14 protein-coding genes and 1 pseudogene are annotated in these 20,118 nt (G+C 61.8%); 9 read left to right on the top strand and 6 right to left on the bottom strand.

Annotated elements, in window-relative coordinates:
* The first annotated feature begins 18 nt into the window (after positions 1 to 18).
* Entirely contained in the window at positions 19 to 738 is a 720-nt protein-coding gene (locus GPJ75_RS26520; protein ID WP_163273079.1) for a HoxN/HupN/NixA family nickel/cobalt transporter, read from the top strand.
* 225 nt (positions 739 to 963) lie between these two features.
* Here the strand turns inward: GPJ75_RS26520 and GPJ75_RS26515 are convergent, their stop codons facing one another.
* From GPJ75_RS26515 to GPJ75_RS26505, 4 genes and pseudogenes are all read right to left on the bottom strand, one after another.
* On the bottom strand, positions 964 to 5,934 hold the full coding sequence (locus GPJ75_RS26515) for a RecQ family ATP-dependent DNA helicase (protein ID WP_246249312.1): 4,971 nt from the start codon (positions 5,932 to 5,934) through the stop codon (positions 964 to 966).
* A gap of 625 nt (positions 5,935 to 6,559) precedes the next feature.
* Positions 6,560 to 6,697, bottom strand: a pseudogene (locus GPJ75_RS27510) (sugar ABC transporter substrate-binding protein); the annotation flags it as partial.
* A 35-nt stretch (positions 6,698 to 6,732) separates the two neighbouring features.
* On the bottom strand, positions 6,733 to 7,935 hold the full coding sequence (locus tag GPJ75_RS26510) for a mandelate racemase/muconate lactonizing enzyme family protein (protein ID WP_163273077.1): 1,203 nt from the start codon (positions 7,933 to 7,935) through the stop codon (positions 6,733 to 6,735).
* Between the two features lie 8 nt (positions 7,936 to 7,943).
* On the bottom strand, positions 7,944 to 8,666 hold the full coding sequence (locus GPJ75_RS26505) for a FadR/GntR family transcriptional regulator (protein WP_163273075.1): 723 nt from the start codon (positions 8,664 to 8,666) through the stop codon (positions 7,944 to 7,946).
* Positions 8,667 to 8,924: 258 nt separating this feature from the next.
* On the opposite strand from GPJ75_RS26505, the gene GPJ75_RS26500 reads away from it, so the two are divergent.
* The 6 genes from GPJ75_RS26500 to GPJ75_RS26475 all read left to right on the top strand — a co-directional run bounded on the left by GPJ75_RS26500 (position 8,925) and on the right by GPJ75_RS26475 (position 16,300).
* Positions 8,925 to 10,166: an ABC transporter substrate-binding protein gene (locus GPJ75_RS26500; protein WP_163273073.1), complete on the top strand. Its 1,242-nt coding sequence runs from the start codon at positions 8,925 to 8,927 to the stop codon at positions 10,164 to 10,166.
* Positions 10,167 to 10,186: 20 nt separating this feature from the next.
* Positions 10,187 to 11,125, top strand: coding sequence for a carbohydrate ABC transporter permease (locus GPJ75_RS26495; protein ID WP_163273071.1), 939 nt, complete (start codon positions 10,187 to 10,189; stop codon positions 11,123 to 11,125).
* 8 nt (positions 11,126 to 11,133) lie between these two features.
* Positions 11,134 to 11,949: a carbohydrate ABC transporter permease gene (locus GPJ75_RS26490; RefSeq protein WP_163273069.1), complete on the top strand. Its 816-nt coding sequence runs from the start codon at positions 11,134 to 11,136 to the stop codon at positions 11,947 to 11,949.
* An 18-nt stretch (positions 11,950 to 11,967) separates the two neighbouring features.
* Positions 11,968 to 13,302 (top strand): sulfatase family protein, encoded by a 1,335-nt coding sequence (locus GPJ75_RS26485; protein WP_163273067.1) that lies wholly within the window; start codon positions 11,968 to 11,970, stop codon positions 13,300 to 13,302.
* A gap of 15 nt (positions 13,303 to 13,317) precedes the next feature.
* Positions 13,318 to 14,352 (top strand): LacI family DNA-binding transcriptional regulator, encoded by a 1,035-nt coding sequence (locus tag GPJ75_RS26480; RefSeq protein ID WP_163273065.1) that lies wholly within the window; start codon positions 13,318 to 13,320, stop codon positions 14,350 to 14,352.
* A gap of 253 nt (positions 14,353 to 14,605) precedes the next feature.
* Positions 14,606 to 16,300 carry an alpha/beta hydrolase gene (locus GPJ75_RS26475; protein ID WP_163273063.1) on the top strand — a complete coding sequence of 565 codons (1,695 nt, stop codon included), beginning with the start codon at positions 14,606 to 14,608 and terminating at the stop codon, positions 16,298 to 16,300.
* A gap of 65 nt (positions 16,301 to 16,365) precedes the next feature.
* On the opposite strand, the gene GPJ75_RS26470 is transcribed toward GPJ75_RS26475, so the two are convergent.
* Complete coding sequence (locus GPJ75_RS26470; RefSeq protein WP_163273061.1) at positions 16,366 to 17,286, bottom strand: LysR family transcriptional regulator; 921 nt, start codon at positions 17,284 to 17,286, stop codon at positions 16,366 to 16,368.
* 113 nt (positions 17,287 to 17,399) lie between these two features.
* Here GPJ75_RS26470 and GPJ75_RS26465 point away from each other — a divergent pair, with 113 nt between their 5' ends.
* Both GPJ75_RS26465 and GPJ75_RS26460 read left to right on the top strand, forming a co-directional pair.
* Positions 17,400 to 18,293: an alpha/beta hydrolase gene (locus tag GPJ75_RS26465; protein ID WP_163273059.1), complete on the top strand. Its 894-nt coding sequence runs from the start codon at positions 17,400 to 17,402 to the stop codon at positions 18,291 to 18,293.
* A 121-nt stretch (positions 18,294 to 18,414) separates the two neighbouring features.
* Positions 18,415 to 19,311: an MBL fold metallo-hydrolase gene (locus GPJ75_RS26460; protein ID WP_163273057.1), complete on the top strand. Its 897-nt coding sequence runs from the start codon at positions 18,415 to 18,417 to the stop codon at positions 19,309 to 19,311.
* A 57-nt stretch (positions 19,312 to 19,368) separates the two neighbouring features.
* On the opposite strand, the gene GPJ75_RS26455 is transcribed toward GPJ75_RS26460, so the two are convergent.
* Positions 19,369 to 20,004 (bottom strand): substrate binding domain-containing protein, encoded by a 636-nt coding sequence (locus GPJ75_RS26455; protein WP_281354842.1) that lies wholly within the window; start codon positions 20,002 to 20,004, stop codon positions 19,369 to 19,371.
* Positions 20,005 to 20,118: the final 114 nt, after the last annotated feature.

Genomic DNA, 20,118 nt, shown 5'->3' with positions numbered 1-20,118 from the left:
AGTGACGATTGGGTCTGTATGCTGCAATGGGTTATTGAGGTCCAACGCGAGATCTATCTGACGTTCGCCGACCGTATAGGCGCGTTTGCCAGCGGCGGCAGCTGGGCTGCGCTCGGCGCCTTCCTGCCGATGGGCATCGTGTTCGGCGCCGTCCACGCCATGACCCCGGGACACAGCAAGTCGGTGCTTGCCACCTACCTCGCGGGATCGTCCACGGGAATGGCGCGCAGCCTGATGGTTTCGCTGGCGCTGTCTTTCACGCATGTGAGCATGGCCGTCCTGATCGTGCTGCTATCTCTTCCCCTGGTGTCGATTGCGCTCGGAAGTGTCGGCCGGGCACCGTTGCTCGAGGACTTAAGCCGCGGCCTCCTCGGTGTCATCGGCCTGTGGATGCTATGGCGGGCGTTGAGGCGCGCAAACCATGTTCACGGTGCTCGAGAGGGAGCCGCTGTGGGCTTCATGGCGGGACTGATCCCGTGTCCGCTGACGACGTTCGTGATGACCTTCGCGGTCGCGCGCGGGGTGCCTGAGGCGGGCATCGCCTTTGCCGTTGCCATGATGGCGGGCGTGGCGGCGACACTATCTCTTGTCGCAGTGACCGCCGTGTTTTTCCGTCAACAGGTGACGCGGCTGCTGGAGACGCGACCTAGGCTCATCGCCGCCTTCACGCGGACGGTCGAAGCGGTCGCAGGTTTCGTTCTCGTAGCGGTTGCCCTGCGGGAGGTGCTTATACGATGATATCAGTTGCTGACGAGCGTGGCTGGAACCAACTTCGAACCCGCCGAGATTCCCAGGAAAGTTCAGGAGGGAATGGCGCCCGCCAGCAGGGATACCCGCAGGATAAGAACTACACTCGCCGTGTGGAATTCAATGTCCCAAAGTCCCTACAATGAATATTCTCCCGGGATAGACCTTCGTCACACCGTCTCCATGCCAGATCAATGGCCCCGTCGAATCGCTCATTCATTTCTCGAAGACCAGTTCGGGAACGACGACCTCCCACTGATCCTGGAGAAGGGTCGCGTGGTATTGTGCGTCGGAATCCTCGCGGCGGCGGACGGTGACGGCCACAACTTGGCCCCTGGCGAAAACCGCCTGTTCCGGTGGCTTGTAGCTCTGGGAGAGACGAGAGACCGTATTGCCCTCCCGATCCAGTAACAACCATCGGTTCCCCGCCCGATCGAGCTTGACTTCGTCGCCAACACGAAGCCGCCGGATGGCTGCCAAACTCGGGTGTCCCGTCTTAAGGCGACCGGCGAAGGACAGATCGATCTGGCTCATGTCGAGTGTCTGGTAGTGGTTGTGGCACCGGGATGTGTCGGGAGCCCCTGCTGCCGAGCCTCGGGTCAGGAATGCTCGGTCGTGCACGGACGTAAGGATCGGATGCCGGGCGAGATCGTGGCACATCAGCGTCAGGCCCAGCTTTGCCCGCGTCATCGCCACATAATAGAGGCGGCGCGCCGCGTCGGCGTCTTCCGTCCCAGATCTGCGGTTCCAATTTCCGTCGAGGACGACCACATGGTCGAACTCTAGGCCTTTCGCCCGATGGGCGGAAAGCAGCAGGAGCCCTGTCTGCTTTCGCCGGAGCTCGCGCCCCCATTCTGCCAGCCACTCGAGAATATCTTTGACGAAGATCTCGCCGTCGCCAACTTCGATCTCAAGTTCACCACAGGCATCGCGGAGCGTGGTCCACCAGCCGTCCGATCCGCGCTGATCCAGCCAATCGGTGATGACCTCCACGCTCACCGTCGCTGCTGAACGCTCCTTCAGCCAGGTGATCAGAGCCTGCGTTTCCCGCAGGCGCCAGAAATTCGGCAGTTCGTCGCTTGCGGCCTGGACCGGAATGCCCTGAGCCTCGCAATGGCTGCGGACGGGCATGAGGAACGACCACTCCCGCGCGATGACCGCGGCCTTGCTCCAGTCCCAGTCCGGCGTGAGGCCGGCGATCCGCTGCAGTTCGTCAACGGCATGGACTGCCTGAGCGTAGCGGTCCCCGCCGCCATGCAGGATCTGCACGCGTCCACGCCCGATCGGATCGAGCTTTTCCAGCAGACCTCCTTCTCTAGCATTCCGGCGGCTTCGGTCGATGACGATGTCGTGCCCGGCCTTCATGCGTTCGGCCGCCGGTGAGATCACCAGGTTGGCCGCCCGGATGATGTTGGCGGTGGAGCGGTAGTTTTCGATCAGATGGCTCGCGCGGGCGTCGTAATCCGCCTCGAAGCGCCGGATGAACTCCACCGAGGCACCGGCAAAGGCATAGATGTTCTGGTCGTCGTCGCCCACCGCGAACAGGCTGAGGCGGGCGTCGGTGTCCTCGATCGACCGGCCGGCAACGGCCGAAATGAGGGCATACTCCTCCGCGCCGATGTCCTGATATTCGTCGACGAGGATCCACCGGTAGCCTTCCAACAGCGTCTCGCGCTGCGCTTCGGCCTCTTCCCGCGAAAGCCCTTCGCCTTTCAGGAGTGCGATGGCTTCATGCATCACCTGATCGAAACGTGCCGTGTCCATCCGGTCTATCCGGCCCGCAAAGCTGGCCCCAACCAAGCGCATGGCGAGCCCGTGGCAGGTACAGACGGTCACCCCGCGTGCATCCTCGCCGATGAGCTCAGCGAGGCGGGTGCGGATCTCGACTGCGGCATGGCGATTGTAGGCGAGTGACAGGATTCCACGCGGGTTTTCGCGCCGGACCCGAACCAGATAGGCGATCCGGTGGACGAGAACCCGCGTCTTGCCCGAGCCGGGACCGGCCAGGACCAGCACGTTGGTCAGCTCCCGGTCGTCGGCCACGATGCGCGCCTGGACCGGATTGCGCAGGTTCTCGACGATCGCACGCCAGGAGTCGGGACTGGTCTGCCGCCGCAGCTCGGCACTTCGGGAGGCGAGCCAGCGGTCGAGAAAGCCCTGGCGCTCGAGCGTGAAATAGTCCTCGACGAGCGCCTGCGCCCGTTCCATCGAGGCGAGGCCCTGCCGGGCATATTCGGCCATGATGTGAATCTGGAGCGTCTGCTCGTCGTAGTGCATCCGCAGCGGTTCGAAGTCCGGCCGATTGAAGGAGCGCGATCCAGGCTCCAGCTTGACCGTGATCGCCGGGCGAAAAACGGTCAGGCCCCTGCCCAGGATCAGCACCTCCTGCTCGTGAAGCCACAGAAGCGACCTGTTGAGCAGCTTGGAGAGATGCTGGACGTGAGCACGGATCTCCAGATCGCCCGACAACGCTCCCGTCAAGGCCCCGAGGGTCGCCTCCACCTGGATGTCGTTCCCCCGGGCACCCTTCTCAGCTTGGCTCTCGAGGAAAGCCAGAAGGGTGTTGCATGCGGCTCGGCGAATCTCGGCCGTCTGCGCGAGTGCACCCCATTCGCGCTGCAGGGCAATCGAAAGATGGTCCCGGTCCCGCTTGCGCACGGCCAGGCTGCCGATGCCTTTGCTCTCGTCGCGACCATCGCGCGCGAGCCCGCGAACGATGCGCTCCACGACATCGGGACGTACGGACGCATGTCCTAGGTCACGCAGCTCCTGGCAGGCCGCTTTCAGGTTCAGGACGGAGCGCTCGTGGGTATCGGTGTCGGGCATCGATTCCCGGAGCCGGTCTATCAGGTCCTTCTCGAGCGCGCAGGCGGCGGTCAGACGCTGCCTCGAGCCGTTCGCCACGCCCAGATGCAGGAAGACCGTGATGTTCGTGTCGTTGGAGGCGATGCCGAGATGCTCGAGATCGGCGAGGGCCTTGTTCAGCGCGTGGCCTGTCAGCCCGGACGCTCCGCTCAGGTCGTCGGTGCTGATGCCCTGATCGGGGTCGGCCTCGATGAGCCGCTGAACGAGCTTCACGAGGGCCGAGCGGTAGCCCGGCGTGAGGTCGGCGCGGTCCAGGATCGCCTGCGCCGCGGCAAGGCTCGGCACCTTGAGGCAGGATGGGAACACGCGGACCCGGTTTTCGTCGCGATACAAAAGTGCCGACTCTTCCAGCCAGGCAACAGCCGTCTTCACGCGCGTGTCGTCCGTCGCGCTGTCGCGCGTGAACTCGCGGTCGAGTTCTTGCCTGACGATTTCGCCGGGCGTCGCCACGACGCCGCCGGTTCGCTTCGTCCGCGAGTCGAGCCGGCGAAGCGCGCGAAGGATGGCCGAGATCTCGCGCTTGGTGAGCCGGGCATACGCGCTCAGCCTGAATTGCCGCTCGATGTCGTCGCCGCAGAAGAGAAGGATGCAGCGGGCGGGCCTTCGGTCCCGCCCCGCGCGGCCGGCTTCCTGCACATAGTTCTCCAGCGAGCCTGGAATATCGGCATGGATGACGAGGCGGATGTCCGGCTTGTCGATCCCCATGCCGAAGGCGTTGGTGGCGGCGATGACCCGCAGCTCTCCCCGCTGGAAGCGCTCCTGCACCTCCTTCTTCCTTTCCGGCTTCAAGCCGGCGTGGAAATGTTCGGCGGGCAGGCCCACGCCACGGAGAAAGCCTGCGACCGATTCCGTGCCGTTGCGTGTCGAACAGTAGACGATGGCCCCGGAACTGTTGCCCGGATGCAATCCGTTCTGAAGAAGCGCCAGGATCTCGCCGTTCTTTCGCGGCTGGGTCGTCTCGATCACCTCAAAGGCCAGGTTGTCGCGGAAGGCGCCGCCGTTGATCAGTCGAAGCTCGACCCCGAGGCGGCTCTGGAAGTGATCCAGGATATCGCGGACCACGCTGGGTTTTGCCGTCGCCGTCAGGCAGACGAGCGGGGCGAGCTGGCCGTCGCCGCTGTACTCGCGAATGAATCGCGAGATGTAGCGGTAGTCCGGGCGGAAATCCTGGCCCCATTTTGAAAGGCAGTGCGCTTCATCGATCACCCAATAGCCGATCTCGCGCTGCTTCAGGATGGTGCGCACGGAGGGGTTACGCAGTTGCTCAGGCGAGATCAGCAGGATGGCGGCGTCGCCGAGACGCACCCGGTCGAGAGCCTCGGACCGCTCCGGCAGGGACAGAAGTCCGTTGATGGCGACGCAGGACGAGATTCCCTGCCGACGCAGGCCCTCAACCTGATCGGTCATGAGAGCCACCAAAGGAGAGATGACCACGGTGAGGGCGCCGATCTTGTCGAATTTGGCGAGTGCGGGCAGCTGATAGCAGATGGACTTGCCGGTGCCTGTCGGCAATATGCCGAGCACGCTCTGACCCTCGATGGCGGCTTCGACGATCTTCTCCTGGAGCGGACGGCCGTCCTCGTCCTTCGGCTCGGGACGGAATCCGGGAAAGCCAAACCATTTGGAGAGCTGGCCTTGCGGGTCGTTCTGCGTGCGACACCAGGCACACGCTTGGTCGGAGCATGGCGTGTCCCTCAGCCTTCGGACGATTTCGCTCGCCGCGGGAAATTGATGCCGCACCCACGGCGGCATGACGGAATCGCCACCCGATACCGAAATCCAGGCCAGGGCATAGGCGAGCGGCCAGCCGGGCGTTTCATGGAATGCGAAGAGAGTTGGCACCTGATGAATGCACGCAACTCCCTCCAGAAGCCGGTCGACCGCGCTTGTCGCGCTGTGTGCCTTTGGCCGCTCCTGCCGACGCACGGCGCGAAAAAAGGCATCGAATCCCTCCCCATGCGCGCCCGTGGTCGTCAGCCAGTGAAATGCGACGGCGAGATCCGGGTTGCGCCTGTCGAGCGCGCCGAGGGCCGTAGCCTGATCCTGCACGAGATCCAGGACGAGGCATGCATCGAGTTCGGGATCGCTGAGATGGCCCCCCTGCAGCCGGCCATCCTGGTAGTGCTTGACGAGGTGATGATAGGGATTCTTTGGAAACGCCAGAGGGTTCAGCCATAAGGTGTCGATCGCCGGCTTCCGCAGGAGCCTCAGATCATTGGCCGCCGCTTCCAGGTGCGGGAGGTCGAAGGCGAGGATGTTGTGGCCGAGCAGGAACCCCGCCGTCTCTGCGAAATCGTCCAGTTGGAGCAGTGCGTCCGTCAAGCGGCCTCGATGAAACACGAATGCTTCGCGTGAGGCGCCCCTTACAGCAGCAAACGAGACCATCTTGCCGGTTGACGGCTGTACCTCGAGGTCTATCGACAGGCATCGTGGTAAAAGTGCAGCCGTCGATTCAAGATCAAGCTCGGTCCCCTGTTCCACGTCGGAGCCTATGAGCAGCCAAAGGTTGGTAATTAAATGAGCTTATAGGAAAACATTATCCTAACAAACCGCGCTATACTTTATTGAAGGAGTGCTTTGAGCAATCAGCATTATGCATGGCCGTGCCTTGCGCCCCCCGACGACAGAGCCCTTTTACCTTCGGCGGAAGCCTAATTGGGCTCATCCAGGTGAATTTCTACCGGACTTGTCATAACATCGGCGATGTTGCTCCAGCTCCTGTTCGACCCGTCTTGTGCTGGGTTATTCTCTCGCCGCCTGTTCCAGACGAGCCTCGCCCTGTCGCCCTCCTCGGAGGGAAGAGGGCAGCTGAAGAGTTCGGGCAGACTGTGATCATCGAAGTGCAGGCGACGAGATTTTGACCTATTTCTCACTAACTGCAGAAAGAATCGAGCGCCATGCCAGCGTCATGCTCCTGGCCATGCCTTCTCCCGGTCGGAGCGGCGGCGCAGGCATCGTCGGAGCCCTTCTTGACCGCCTGCCAGAACGTGTTCGATGCGGACGAGTGATGCGTGAAGACGAGCTTCAGTTACTCAGCCCTCGCATTCGCAGGGGATGCGAGCAATGCGCATCCGAGAAAGAGCACTGCGGCAAGCTTCTTCGGTTCCTCCCATTGAAGTCCTAGATCCTGGCAGCGTCGGAAACCCGGCGACTTACCGTGTAGGCGCGGTCCAGTTCAGGATTGAGTTCGAGGCCAAGTCCGGCGCCCGGCGGGACTGTGATCATGCCGTTCGCCACCTCTGGAAGCGCTGTCACCAGATCGCGGTACCAGGTGCGATAGAATGCCCGGACGCTTTCCTGAATCAGGGCGTTGGGCGCGTTGAGCGAAAGATGCGTCGAGGCGGCGAGTACGACCGGGCCAGTGCAGTCATGCGGTGCGATCGGCAGTTTCCAGGCTTCCGCCATCGCGGCGATCTTGCGCGCTTCCGAAAGCCCGCCGCACCAGGAAATATCCAGCATGACGACGCCGGCGGCACCGGTCTCCAGGAGATCGCGGAAGGCCCAGCGGCTGCCGAGGGTTTCCGAGGCCGAAATAGGCGCGGGGCTCGCCGCTGCATACCGTTTCAGGTCGGCAAGCGAATCCATGCGGATCGGATCTTCGTGCCAGTAGGTGCCGTAAGGTTCCAGTGCCTTGGCGATCCGCATGGCCGGCAGCAATTGCCACATGGAGTGGAACTCGACCATGATATCGATCCGATCACCCACTGCCTTGCGGATTTTCTCGAAGGGTTCAAGCGCCGCTTTCAGATCGGCGGCAGAGATATCCTGGCCACGGGTCTTCTCGGCCGCATGATCGAACGGCCAGATTTTCATCGCCGTGATGCCGTCTTCCAGCAGTTCCTGGGCCAATTCGTCGGCGCGATGCAGGAAGCCGTTCAGATCGTCATAATCGGCCCCCCCGGCGAGCCCGTAATTCGCCGTCGTCTGCCCCTTGGCTTCTTTGATGTACTCGGTGCCGGCGCACGTGTTGTAGGTGCGGATCTCGTGGCGGCTGAAACCACCCAGAAGCTGGGCGATCGGCTGTCCGGTCACCTTTCCGAGGATATCCCAAAGCGCGATGTCGAAGGCGGAATTACCCCGCGTCTCGACGCCGCTGGAGCGGAAGCCGAGATAACCAACGAGATCAGACGCAAGCAAATCGATCTGGAGCGGGTCGCGCCCGATGACACGCGGAGCGACATATTCGTGCAGATACTCCTCCACCGTCCGAGAGAGATAGAATGTCTCGCCAAGCCCGGTGATCCCTTCATCCGTGTGGACATTTACCCAAAGAAGATTGGGACGTTCTTCGATGCGGACGGTTTCTATAGCGCTGATCTTCATGATTGGTCCTACGCGATACCAGCTTCGATCAGCGCCTTGACGCTGTTGTCGAAGTGCTCTGCCATATGGCTGGCCGCCAGGCGCGGATCGCCCTTGGCGATAGCCTCGGCGATCTCCTCATGGCCCTTGATTATTGAAAGCTGCTCCTCGTCGGAAGGGCGTGTCCGCCAGCCGATGAACCAGGTGCGCCGGGTGACGCCGCTGAAACCAGTGACGATCAACTGGAAGACAGGATTGTGCGACGCCCGGGCGACCGCCTCGTGGAACGCGATGTCGTGCTCCATCACGACTTCCGGCGTCCGGTAGTTTTTCCGCATCAGCCGGGCGCGCTTGGCGATTTCAGCAGCTTCCTCGTCCGTGCGCCGCAGCGCGGCAAGTGCGACGGTGCGCATCTCGATGGTGCGGCGCACGTCATAGACCTGCTGGACGGTGATCTGTTCCGTGGTAACGCCGTGCTCGATCACCATCGCCATGGCGCCCATGTCCAACTTGGCAACGCTGGCGCGACGACCCGCACTCATGTCGATCAGCCGCAAGGCCGAAAGCGAACGGAAAGCTTCCCGTACGACGGTTCGCGAGACGTTGAGCCTGCGCGTCATGTCCGCTTCGCTCGGCAGGAGATCGCCGGGACCAAGCCCCTCGGTGCGGATATGCTGGGTGATGGCCTGTATGGCCGAACTCACCAGGCCAGCCGCCCCTACCTCTTCCGCCTCTGCGCCGCGCGTCGACATAAAATCGCCTCTCACATTCGCAAAACCTGTATTATATGTTTCCTATTTATGTACATATTTCATGCATATCTTGCATGTCAAGTCCCACCACCTTTCCAGCCTAGGTGGGAGGTGGCAGCGGGCGCTGCGGGGCAGTCGTCGGCGCGCTGTTTCCGGTCCTCACAAAGGTTTTCGAAACGTGCTATTGACTCCCATCTATATTAATCGATTAATAACATGGGCCATGGAGGATGGCCATAATCGCTCTGGGAGGAAAAGATGAGCTGGTGGAGGAGAGCTAAGCTTTTTATCGGTACGGGTTTGGGCGCGCTGCTTTCGACGGGAGCGGGTGCTGAAACGCTGACGCTTTATTGGAACGCGGGCCACGCCTATCAGGCCTATGCCGAGGTGATCGAGCGTTTCGAGGCTGATCACCCAGGCTGGGAGGTGCGTTGGGAACGCTTCCAGTGGCCGGACATGCGCACCAAGCTGATCGCCGATCTCGCGGCCAAGAATCCGCCGGACTTGGTGGCCGAACCTGGCGGCTGGGTGCAGGAGTTCGGTCAGCAGGGTCTTCTATTGCCGCTCAACGACTTCGTTGCCAAGGACGGCGAGGCGATGGGCTTTCCGGAGGACTGGCAGGTTCGTGCCGTAGAGCGCAACATGCTTGATGACCAGTATTTCGGGGTGCAGATCCACCTCACCTGCGGCACCCTGGTCTATAATGTCGACATGCTGAAGGAGGCGGGGTTCGACGCGCCGCCGGCGACCTGGGAGGAATTCCGCGAGGTAGCGATCGCCACGACGGGCGGCGGCCGCTTCGGCTTCGCTCCCAATCCGAGCATCGGCTACTATTGGTCTTGGTTTCTTCAGAACGGGGTCACCTATTACGATCCTGAAACCAACACGGTGAATCTCGACAGCCCCGAGGCGATCGAGGCGATCCAGTTCCTCGCCGACCTGATCCAGAAGGACAAGGCCGCGACCACTCCCGTCGCGGGTTCCGACTATGAAGGGCCGCAGAAGCTCTTCACCGCCAACCGTGCGGCGATGATCATCACCGGCCCGTGGGACGTAAAGCCGATCCGCACCGGCAATCCGGACCTCAACTGGGCCGTAGCGCCATCGCTGAATCATAAGGAGCAGGCGACCTTCGCCGGCGGCGTGAGCCTGATGATCCCCAGGGACGCCGAACATCCGGACCAGGCCTGGGAGCTTCTGAAGCGCCTCGTCGCACTTGAAACGGAAATCGCAGTGACCAAGGAAGCAGGCATGACCATGCCGCGCAAATCCTGGGTCGAGAATGCCGAAGTCCAGGCCGACCCAGTCATCGGCAGCTTCGGCAAATGCCTGCCCTATGCGCACGATGTGGCGGCCGAGCTACGCCTGACGGGCAAGCACGCGCGCATCGACAAGCTCCTGCGCAGCGTGATCGAGGAGATCATCTACAACCAGGTGCCGGCGGCCGAGGCCATGCCTCGATTTGCGAAGGAAGCCAACGCTATTCTGGCGAGCAATTAAGGATGGCGGCAGACGGAAGCATGGGCGCGGCTGCGAGCACCGGCATCGGCTCCGGTGCCCGCTCCTTCTTCCGTACCCGCCGCCTGAGCCGGCGCGTGCAACAGACGCTCATCGCCTATTCTCTTCTGTCTCCGGCGATCATCTACTTCACCGTCTATTTCTTCTATCCGATCGGCCTGGAATTCTGGGCCAGTCTTTTCAGCGGACAGCCGCTGATCGGTGAGAGCCGCTTCGCAGGTTTCGACAATTATGTGACTGCGCTGCAGGATGCGCGGGTGCGGCAGTCCGTTTTCGCCACGCTCACCTATGCGATCGGTGTGACAGCGGCAAGCATCGCTATCGGTCTCGGCCTGGCGCTGCTTCTCAATCAGCGTCTGCCCGGCCGCACGGCCATCCGCGCCGTCATCTTCTTCCCCTACATCATCTCCTTCGTCATCGTCGCGCTCATCTGGCAAGCGATCCTCGATCCCTACACGGGCATCTTGAACGGCGTTCTTGCGAACTTCGGCATGCCGACCCAGAACTGGCTTAACGACAGCTCGGCCGCGCTTCCCGTCATCATCGCAATCACCGTGTGGAAGGATGTCGGCTATGCGATGCTGATCTATCTGGCCGCGCTGCAGTCGATCCCGTCGGATTTCTACGAGGCCGCCGCCATCGATGGCGCAGGCCCCGCGCAGCAGTTCCGCTACGTGACCTGGCCGCTGCTCACCCCGACCACGCTCTTCATCGCAGTCGTAAGCATGATCGGCCAGCTCCAGGAGATCGCCCCCGCCTATCTGATCACCAATGGCGGGCCGGCAGACGCGACGAGGCTGTTCAGCCTGCACGTCTTCGAGGCCGCCTTCTTCGAGCTCAACATCGGCTATGCCTCGGCCCTCTCCTTCCTTATGTTCCTGCTGATCCTGGGCATCACCTTCGTCCAGTTTCGGCTGCTTAATCGCGACGTCAGCTATTGAGGGCCGAAATGACGTGGACGAGAATGCTCTTCAGCTACGCCATCCTGATGCTTGGTGTGGCGATGTGCGTTTTTCCCTTCCTCTACATGCTTTCGCTTTCGCTGCAGAGCGATGCAGACATCTTCAGTGGCGTGCCGACGCTCATTCCCGAGACGTTGCAGTTCTCCAACTACATCGACATTTGGCAGAAGGCGCCCTTCGCCCGCTTCACCCTCAACAGCATCATCATCGCCGGCGGCATCACCGCTCTGCACCTGATCTTCGATCCGCTTGTCGGCTATGTCTTCGCCAAGATGGACTTTCCCGGCAAGCGCTTCATGTTCGTGGCGGTTCTGTCGACGCTGATGATCCCCTTCTTCATCCGCATGATCCCACTCTACATCCTGACTGCGCGCATGGGTTGGCTGAACACCTATCAGGGGCTCATCGTGCCCTTCGCCATGAGCGCGTACGGCATCTTCCTGATGCGACAGTTCATCCGGCCTATTCCCAACGACCTTCTCGACGCCGCGCGCATCGACGGCTGCTCCGAGCTCGGCATATACTGGCGCATAGTGCTGCCGCAGGTGCGCCCGGCGCTGGCCACGCTGGCGCTTCTCACCTTCATCTTCCAGTGGAACGAGTTTCTGTGGCCGCTCGTCGCCGTCAGCACCACCGAGATGCGGCCGATCACGACCGGGCTCACGCTCTTCAACCAGGAATTCTTCACCCAGTGGAACATGACGGCTGCGGGCGGGGTCATCCTCTTCGTCCCCAGCCTGCTCCTGTTTCTCTTCACCCAGCGCTACTTCGTTCGCAGCGTCATGCTCGCGGGCATAAAATAACCGGAGCCAATGCAGCCCATGACATCCCGCCGGCCGAACGTCGTCGTCTTCTTTACTGACCAGCAGCGCTGGGACACTATCGGTGCGCATGGCAATCCGCTCGACCTGACGCCGAATTTCGACCGTCTAGCCGAAACCGGGACCTTCGTGGCGAATTCCTTCACCTGCCAGCCCGTCTGCGGACCGGCCCGCTCCGTCTTTCAGACAGGAAAGTATCCAACTGTCACCGGCTGCTACCGCAACAACATCCCACTGCCCAAGGGCGAGCCGACGCTGGCGCACCATTTCGGCGCAGCCGGCTACGACACCGCGTATATCGGCAAGTGGCATCTGGGCTCGGCCGAACCAGTGACCCAGGAAGAGCGCGGCGGCTATCGCTACTGGCTTGCCTCGAATATTTTGGAGTTTACGTCGGGGCCGTTCGACACCATCGTACACGACAATGACGGCATGCCGGTGAAGCTTCCGGGCTACCGGGTCGATGCGCTGACGGACGCCGCGATCCGCTATATCGCGTCCAAGGGCGAGGAGCCGTTTTTCCTGTTCCTGTCTTTCCTGGAGCCGCATCACCAGAACCAGACCGACAACTACCCGGCGCCGCTTGGTTATGAGGAGAGGATCCGCAGAAAGCTGGCCATCCCCGGAGATCTCGCCGCACTGGGCGGCACGACCGCCGCGCATTTTCCAGGCTATCTCGGCATGGTGGCGAGGCTCGACGAGGCATTCGGGCGGCTAGTGGAGGCGCTGTTCAGTTTGAATCTGCTGAATGACACGATCATCCTCTTCACGTCCGATCATGGTTGCCACTTCAAGACGCGAAACAACGAGTACAAACGCTCCTGCCACGAGGCTTCGATCCGTGTGCCCACGCTTTTCCACGGACCGGGCTTTGACGATGTTGGGGCCTTCGATGGGTTCGCAAGCCTCATCGATCTGGCCCCGACCTTGCTCGACGCCGCCGGCCTCAGCGTACCGGAGGCAATGCAGGGCCGCTCGATCCTTCCCGCTCTACGAGGCGACGAGTTGCCGTCCGACGAGATCTTCGTCCAAATCAGTGAGCATCATGTCGGCCGCGCCTTGCGCACCAGGCGGTGGAAATACGAGATCGAGGCGCCCGGAAAGGATGGCTGGCACGATGCGGACAGCGATATTTATGCCGAGGCGCGGCTTTACGACCTCGAGGAAGACCCGAACGAGCTGAAGAACCTCATCGCCTCGCCGGAACACGCCACCACCCGCGCCTGGCTGCGAGACCGCATCGTCTTCTATATGCGGCAAGCGGGCGAGGCGAAACCTGCCATCCTTCCCGTCGAGCACAAAAATTGGCATGAAGAGCTCGTGAGCGGAGGATGATCGCGGGCTTTTTGAATGGGCGAGAGCAATATCGATCGGAAGAAGGCGCCGACCATGGCCGACGTCGCGCGTCGCGCCGGAGTCTCGACGGCGGCCGTCTCCTATCTACTGAGTGGCGACAGCGCGCGTCTGAAGTTCGTCGGCAAGGAGGCGCGCCAGCGCATCCTGGAGGCGGTCAACGAGCTCAATTACGTGCAGAACCGGACGGCCCGCCAGCTTCGCCGGCAGCAGGCGGAGCGCATCTGCCTGCTCCTGCCCCGGCTGGGCGTGCCATTCAGCGACCGCATCGCTCAGGATGTTCAGTCTGCCGTCGCCATGCACGGCTTCTCCACCATCATCGCCGCGGGCGATTCGGCGGAGCGGGTCGGCAGGATCGTGAGCGAGGTCGAAAGCGGCCTTGCCGACGGCCTGATTGCTGACTGGCAGCATCTTTCCGAAGCTGAAATCTCGCAGTTCGCGGTACGGCTTGCGGCGGCCGGGCGGCCTGCCGTCATCTTCCATCCGTCAATCGAGCCGGCGAGCTTCTCGGTCGTCCGCCAGCATACGGCCAGGGCGGTATCGACGGCGTTGGCCTACCTGCATGACACCGGCCATCGCCGCATCGCCTACATGCTGCACGATGGGGTGGCCGAGGGAAGCCGCGTGGCCGCCTACTACCAGTTTCTTCAAGAGCGAAACCTGCCTTTCCGGCAGGAGCTGCTTGTGCGCGGCGCGGAAGGGCGCAAGGCCGCCTTCACCCATGCCAACACGCTGCTTGCGCTCGAAGAGCGGCCGACAGCGCTTTTCGCCGAGTCTGACTTGGCGGCCGTGACCGCGCTTCACGCCTTCGAGGAGGCCGGCTTGTCCGTCCCCGACGATATTGCCGTTATCGGCTGCGGCAATGTGGAGGAAGGCGAGTTCAGCCATCCGCCGCTGACGACGATCGGTCCCGAAACGACCAACTTCAAGCCCTTGGCCGATCATCTGATCGCATTGATCACCGGGGCGAAGGGAGTCGCTCCCACGCTCTTCGACGTTCCTTGGCGGCTTGTCCGCCGCGCCTCGGCATAGCACCTCCCCTCTCAGCTTGCGGGTCAGCGCCGACCTTACCGCTCAAGCGGTATTTGCGCTCCACCACGGCGTGCAAAGCCATATCCAAGGTCAACCCGGCACAAAATGAGCCGTCTCACGTACGGCCATCATGCCAAGAACGCTTGAATTTCAAACGTTCGCCAAGCGCCCGCGTGCTTACGTCGGGATTGAAAATGGCACGATGCGCCCCATCGTAAAGTACCTGGGGGCGGCAGTTTGACCAGACCTCGCCATGAAATACGATTATCAACAGTGGAACGTCACCAGATACGGCACAACGACCCTCTATTGGATCGTGAAGCTGGAAAAGCTGTTCTCGGTCCCAGGCCTTCTAGTTGCCACGCTGTTTTTTGCCGCCTCGCTGACTCCCAGCCTGATCCCGCGCACTTACTTGATGCAGGGCGTGCTTTCGGGGGTTTCGCTCGCAGCCGGCTACGGCATCGGCGTTTTCGGACACTGGCTCTGGGCATATCTTGAGCTTCCAGAACCTGGCGAGCGTGAAGAGCCGATCATCAAGCTCATCGCCGCGGTGATCTGCGTAGCAATCGCACTTGTCTTTCTGTGGCGCACGTCCGGATGGCAGAATTCGATCCGGGAACTGATGGAGCTTGAACCGGTCGACAGCGCCCATCCCTTCAGGGTTGGCGCCATCGCCATAGTCACGTTCACCGTACTCTATGTCCTGGGACAGCTTTTTCGGCTGACTGCCCTGCTATTTTCCAGCTGGCTCAGACACCACATACCAAGGCGCGTTTCGAACGCCTTAAGCGTGGCGGCGGCAGTCGCGTTGTTCTGGTCGCTGGCTGACGGAGTTCTCATCAAATACGGCATGCGCGCGGCAGATGCTTCCTACCAGAAATTCGATGCCCTAGTGGAGAGCGATGTAGTGGCGCCGATCAACCCCCTCAGGACAGGAAGCGAGGAATCTCTCATCGACTGGGACAATTTGGGGCGGGCAGGCCGCCAGTTCGTCTCCTGGGGTCCGAGACGCGGGAGACTAAGTGAATTCCTCGGCGAAAAGGCGCTCGACCCGATACGCGTATATGTTGGACTGAATTCAGCAGACACTGTCGAGGAGCGCGCGGAACTGGCGCTGCACGAACTCAAACGGGTCGGTGCGTTCGAACGCTCCGTGCTCGTCGTAATCACCCCGAGTGGAACGGGTATGGTCGACGAGAGCGCCATCAACCCCCTCGAATACCTCCATCGCGGCGACGTCGCGAGCGTCGCGGTTCAGTATTCCTACCTGGCCAGTTGGTTGTCCTTGTTGGTCGAACCCGACTATGGCGCGGAAACAGCTCATCTCCTATTCGACAAGGTCTACGACTTTTGGACGCAACTGCCCAGGAACGATCGTCCGAAGCTGTATCTATACGGATTGAGCCTCGGCGCACTGAACTCGCAGTTGTCGACCGACATCTATGATGTCGTGGGGGACCCGTTCCATGGCGCGTTGTGGAGTGGTCCACCCTTTGCGAGTGAACGGTGGCAAAACATCACCGAGGACCGCAATCCGCGCTCGCCGGCATGGCTACCGCAATTCAGAGACGGATCCGTCATACGTTTCACGAACCAGTGGAACACGCTGAAGAAGCCGGGCGCGCGTTGGGGGCCGATCCGTCTTGTCTATCTGCAATATGCCAGCGATCCAGTGACGTTCTTCGATTCCGAGGCGCTCTACCGGGAGCCGGAGTGGATGAACCCCCCGCGCGGCCCCGACGTCTCGCGTCATCTGCGCTGGTATCCGATCGTAACGCTGCTTCAGTTGACAGTCGATATGGCAGCGGCGGTAAAGGTTCCGCTTGGTTACGGTCACCGTTATGCGCCTGAAGACTACATCGACGCGTGGATAGCGGTGACGGCGCCGGAAGGGTGGACGGAGGAAGAGATCGAACGCTTGAAAGCAGTCTACGCGGATTGGGAATGAGCCTGGGCGCGCGGCCCGGGCGATCCGCGATGATGTGGGCGGGGTCGAGCAGGCGCGACCTGAGCCTAGAGCCGTGAGCAGACCTCGCGCATTTGCCCGCGCAGCCAGTTGTGCGACTTGGACGCGGTGTTTCGGGGATGCCAGAGCGCGGCGATGTCGAAGCCGGGAACATCCAGAGGCAGGGCGAAGATTTTAAGCCCAGCCGAGGCTGCGACCTTTCCGGCGAGCCGGCGGCCCAAATTCAGGATGAGTTCCGAGCCCGTGAGGAAAGCCGGCGCGCTAGCGTAGGAAGGGATGGTCACCGCCACTTTGCGGCGGTAGCCGATCTTGTGCAGGCCGGCATCGACATTGCCGCGCACCAAACCACGTTGTGATACGAGAAGGTGCGGAAAGCGGACATAGTCTTCCACGCTTGGACCGGAACCATCCTTTGCGGTACGAAACAGGGGATGACCGGCATCGGCGAGACCGACAAAGGTCTCATGCAGCAACACGGCACGCTCCAATCCTGGAAAGGCCTGCCATACCGGCCCTATGATCAGGTCAAGCGCGCCGGCGAAGAGCTCTTCGGCGTTCTGCTGCGGCGTCGCTGGAAGAAATGCCAGCTTCACATGGGGCGCCTTGTCCTTCAGAGCTGCCATGAGCCCCGCCCCCATCAGGGTGAGGCTGTATTCGTCTATCCCAATGCTGAAGGTGGCGCGCAGCCTTGAAGGGTTGAAGCGCGCGAGAGCCTCCAGCCCCAGGTCGATTTGACGGATCGCCGATTGCACGTGCGGCCACAGTTCGATCGCGGCGCGCGTCGGGACCATGCCATTGCCCTCGCGTTCGAGGATACGGTCGCCGAGAGAGCGGCGCAGACGATCGAGCGCGTTGCTGGTGCTTGACTGGGTGAGGCCTAGCCGGGAGGCGGCACGCGACACGCTGCGCTCCTCCATGAGAACATCGAAGACGCGCAACAGATTGAGGTCGATCTGACGGTGTTTCACCAGAATGCTCCGGCTTCATTGATATCTTCAATAGATGAAATAGAATTGAATGCCATTCATAAATAACCTTGCCCACATTAGCATGCCCGACAAGTGTTCATGGAGCGTTGGATATGGAAGTCATCTCCTTTGATGTCGCCGGCGAGACCGTCGTGGGCCATCTCTTTCCGCCGGACGGTGGCGCCGAACAAGGCGCCCGGCCGGGGCTCGTCTTCACCGGGCCCTATACGGGCGTCAAGGAGCAGGTGACCGGCGTGTATGCGCAGCGGCTCGCCGAGATGGGTTTCGTTACGCTTGCCTTCGATCACCGCAATTTCGGCGAGAGCGGCGGAAGCATCCGCCAGCACGAGGAGCCGCAGAAGAAGCTCGACGATCTCGCCGCGGCGGTGAGTTGGCTTCAGGATCGCCCGGAGGTGGATCCGGACCGCATCGGCGCCGTGGGCATCTGTCTGGGTGGTTCATATGCCCTGCGCTTTGCGGCCTTCGACCGCCGGGTGAAGGCTCTCGCCACGGTCGCCGCCGCTTATCTCGATGCCCGCCCAGAATCGTCTGAGGCCGCGCAGCAGAAGAGCGAATGGCTCAAGGGGTATGCCGACGAACTCAGACTGATTGCCGAAGGAACGCCGAGTCGCATCAAGGCCGTCAGCGATGTTGCGGGTGAGGCCGCAGGCATGCCCGGCCAGGAGCCTTTCGACTATTATGGAACGCCGCGCTCATACAGCCCCCATTGGAGGAACGAGATAACGAGGCTGTCCGGTTACAATCTCGCCGGCTTCGATGCGATGCTGGGCGCCGATCTGATATCGCAAACGCCCGTGCTGATCGTTCACGGCACGAGGGACCTCTTCTGCCGCCCCGAAAACGCGGCAAAGGCGTTCGAGCGTCTTGGCGGCGAAAAGCGCATCGAGTGGATCGAAACCACAAATCACATCGAGCTGTATGACAGCCCGCTGCTCGTGGATCAGGCGGTGGCGTATGTTTCGGCCTGGATGAACCAGCACCTTTAAAATCGCAAAGACGCTATTCTCCCAACCAGCGCCAGCCGCTTCGCACACCGAGGAGACACCTCCCATGAGCTCCACAGGGAAACACACGAACAAGATATCGCGCAGGACTTTCGCTAAAAGCATGGCTGCGGCAACGCTCGGCGCGACAAACGGAACCGCGCTGACGGGTGCGGCACAAGCTGCCGCCGATCAAGGATCGGAAACGACCATCCATCGCTTCGAGCAGGGGGTGCCGTTCCCCGTCAATGCCTATATCATCGAGGGACAAGACGGTCTGGTCGTCGTCGATTCGACGCTCACCGTCACAGCCTCCAAAGCCCTTCGCGCCGAGGTCGACGAACTCGGCAAGCCGCTGCGAGCAGTCCTGCTGACCCACCCGCATCCAGACCACTATGCCGGACTGGGCAATGTTACCGAGGGGCTTGACGTGCCCATCGTCGCGGTCTCCGGCGTCAATGACGTCGCCCGCCGTGACGATGTTCAGAAGAACGAACTGCTGAGTGGGATGTTCGGCGATGAATGGCCGCAGAACCGCATCTTTGCCAACCAGAGCGTCGCCGACGGCGAGTTGCTGGATTTCGGGCCGGGACTGCGCTTTACGGTCCGCGACATCGGGCCGGCCGAATCCCACCACGACAGCATCTTCATCCATGAGGGCGAACGGCCGCAAGCCTTTGTCGGCGACATCGCCTACGGTCTGATGCATGCGTATATGGCCGACAACCACAACCCCGAATGGGCGCGCGCGATCACATTGCTGCAGGATGAGTTGCCAGAGGATATGGTCCTTTACATCGGCCATGGCGCGCCGGTGACACCAGGCTTTCTGGCATGGCAGGACACCTATCTCGACAGGTTCGAGACGGCAGTCCTGGAGGCCGACTGGAGCAACCCCGACGCCGGAGCGGCTTCGGTTGTCGAGGCGATGCAGCACTTCCTGCCGAATGAGCAACTGCTCTTTCTCATGGAATTGTCAGTCTTGCCCAACGCAGAGCGCCTGACAGTTTTGCGGGAATAACGGCGATCCCATCACTTATAGGCCTATCGCCAAGCTGGCAGGCGCCGCGATTGTCTGTCAGCCGATATTCTCCGCCAGGAAGTCTACGAAGACGCGCGTCTTCATCGGTAGGAACCGGGCGTGGGGGTAGACCGCGAAAACCCAGCTCTCGGCAATTATCCATTCGGGCAGTACCTGCACGAGACGGCCAGCCTTGATATCCTCCTCAACGAGGAAATCCGCCAGAAGTGCGATGCCCTGCCCGCCGAGCGCGGCCTGGCGCAGCGCTTCCGCATTGTCTGCACGCAGTACCGGGTCGATCGGCACCTCAAGCTTGCGGCCGTTATGCGAAAGTCGCCAGCGGCTTTCTTCCATGAGCGGGCTGAAATGCAAGCAGGCGTGACGACTCAAATCGGCGATCTCCGTCGGACGACCGAACCGGTGCAGATAGTCGGAAGAAGCACAGAGGAACCGCGTGTTGGGCGCAAGCTTGCGCGCGACATAGTCACCGGTTTGCAGATTGCCGATCCGCACGCCCACATCGGCGCGCCGTGCGACGAGGTCGACATAACGGTCGTCGAAGGACAATTCCAGCTTGAGCCTGGGATAGCGCCGCATGAATTCCGGCAGAAGGGGTGCCACCCGCAGTTGACCGTAGAGGTTCGGCAGGGTGACGCGAAGCAAGCCCTGCGGCTCTCGCGCAAGCTCCGAGATCGCCGCATCGGCCTCTTCCGCCCGAACTAGAGCACGTCCGGCTTAATCCGGGTCATATCCAGCAGCCCTGAAGTAGTTTGCGCATTCTGCGGGAGTGAACTGGTCGAGGAGTGC

It is taken from the genome of Chelativorans alearensis (assembly GCF_010993735.1).
In the GTDB taxonomy this organism is placed as follows: domain Bacteria; phylum Pseudomonadota; class Alphaproteobacteria; order Rhizobiales; family Rhizobiaceae; genus Chelativorans; species Chelativorans alearense.
The sequence above is the reverse complement of the archived record's forward strand: the minus strand, read 5'-3'. Positions and strand labels throughout refer to the sequence as shown.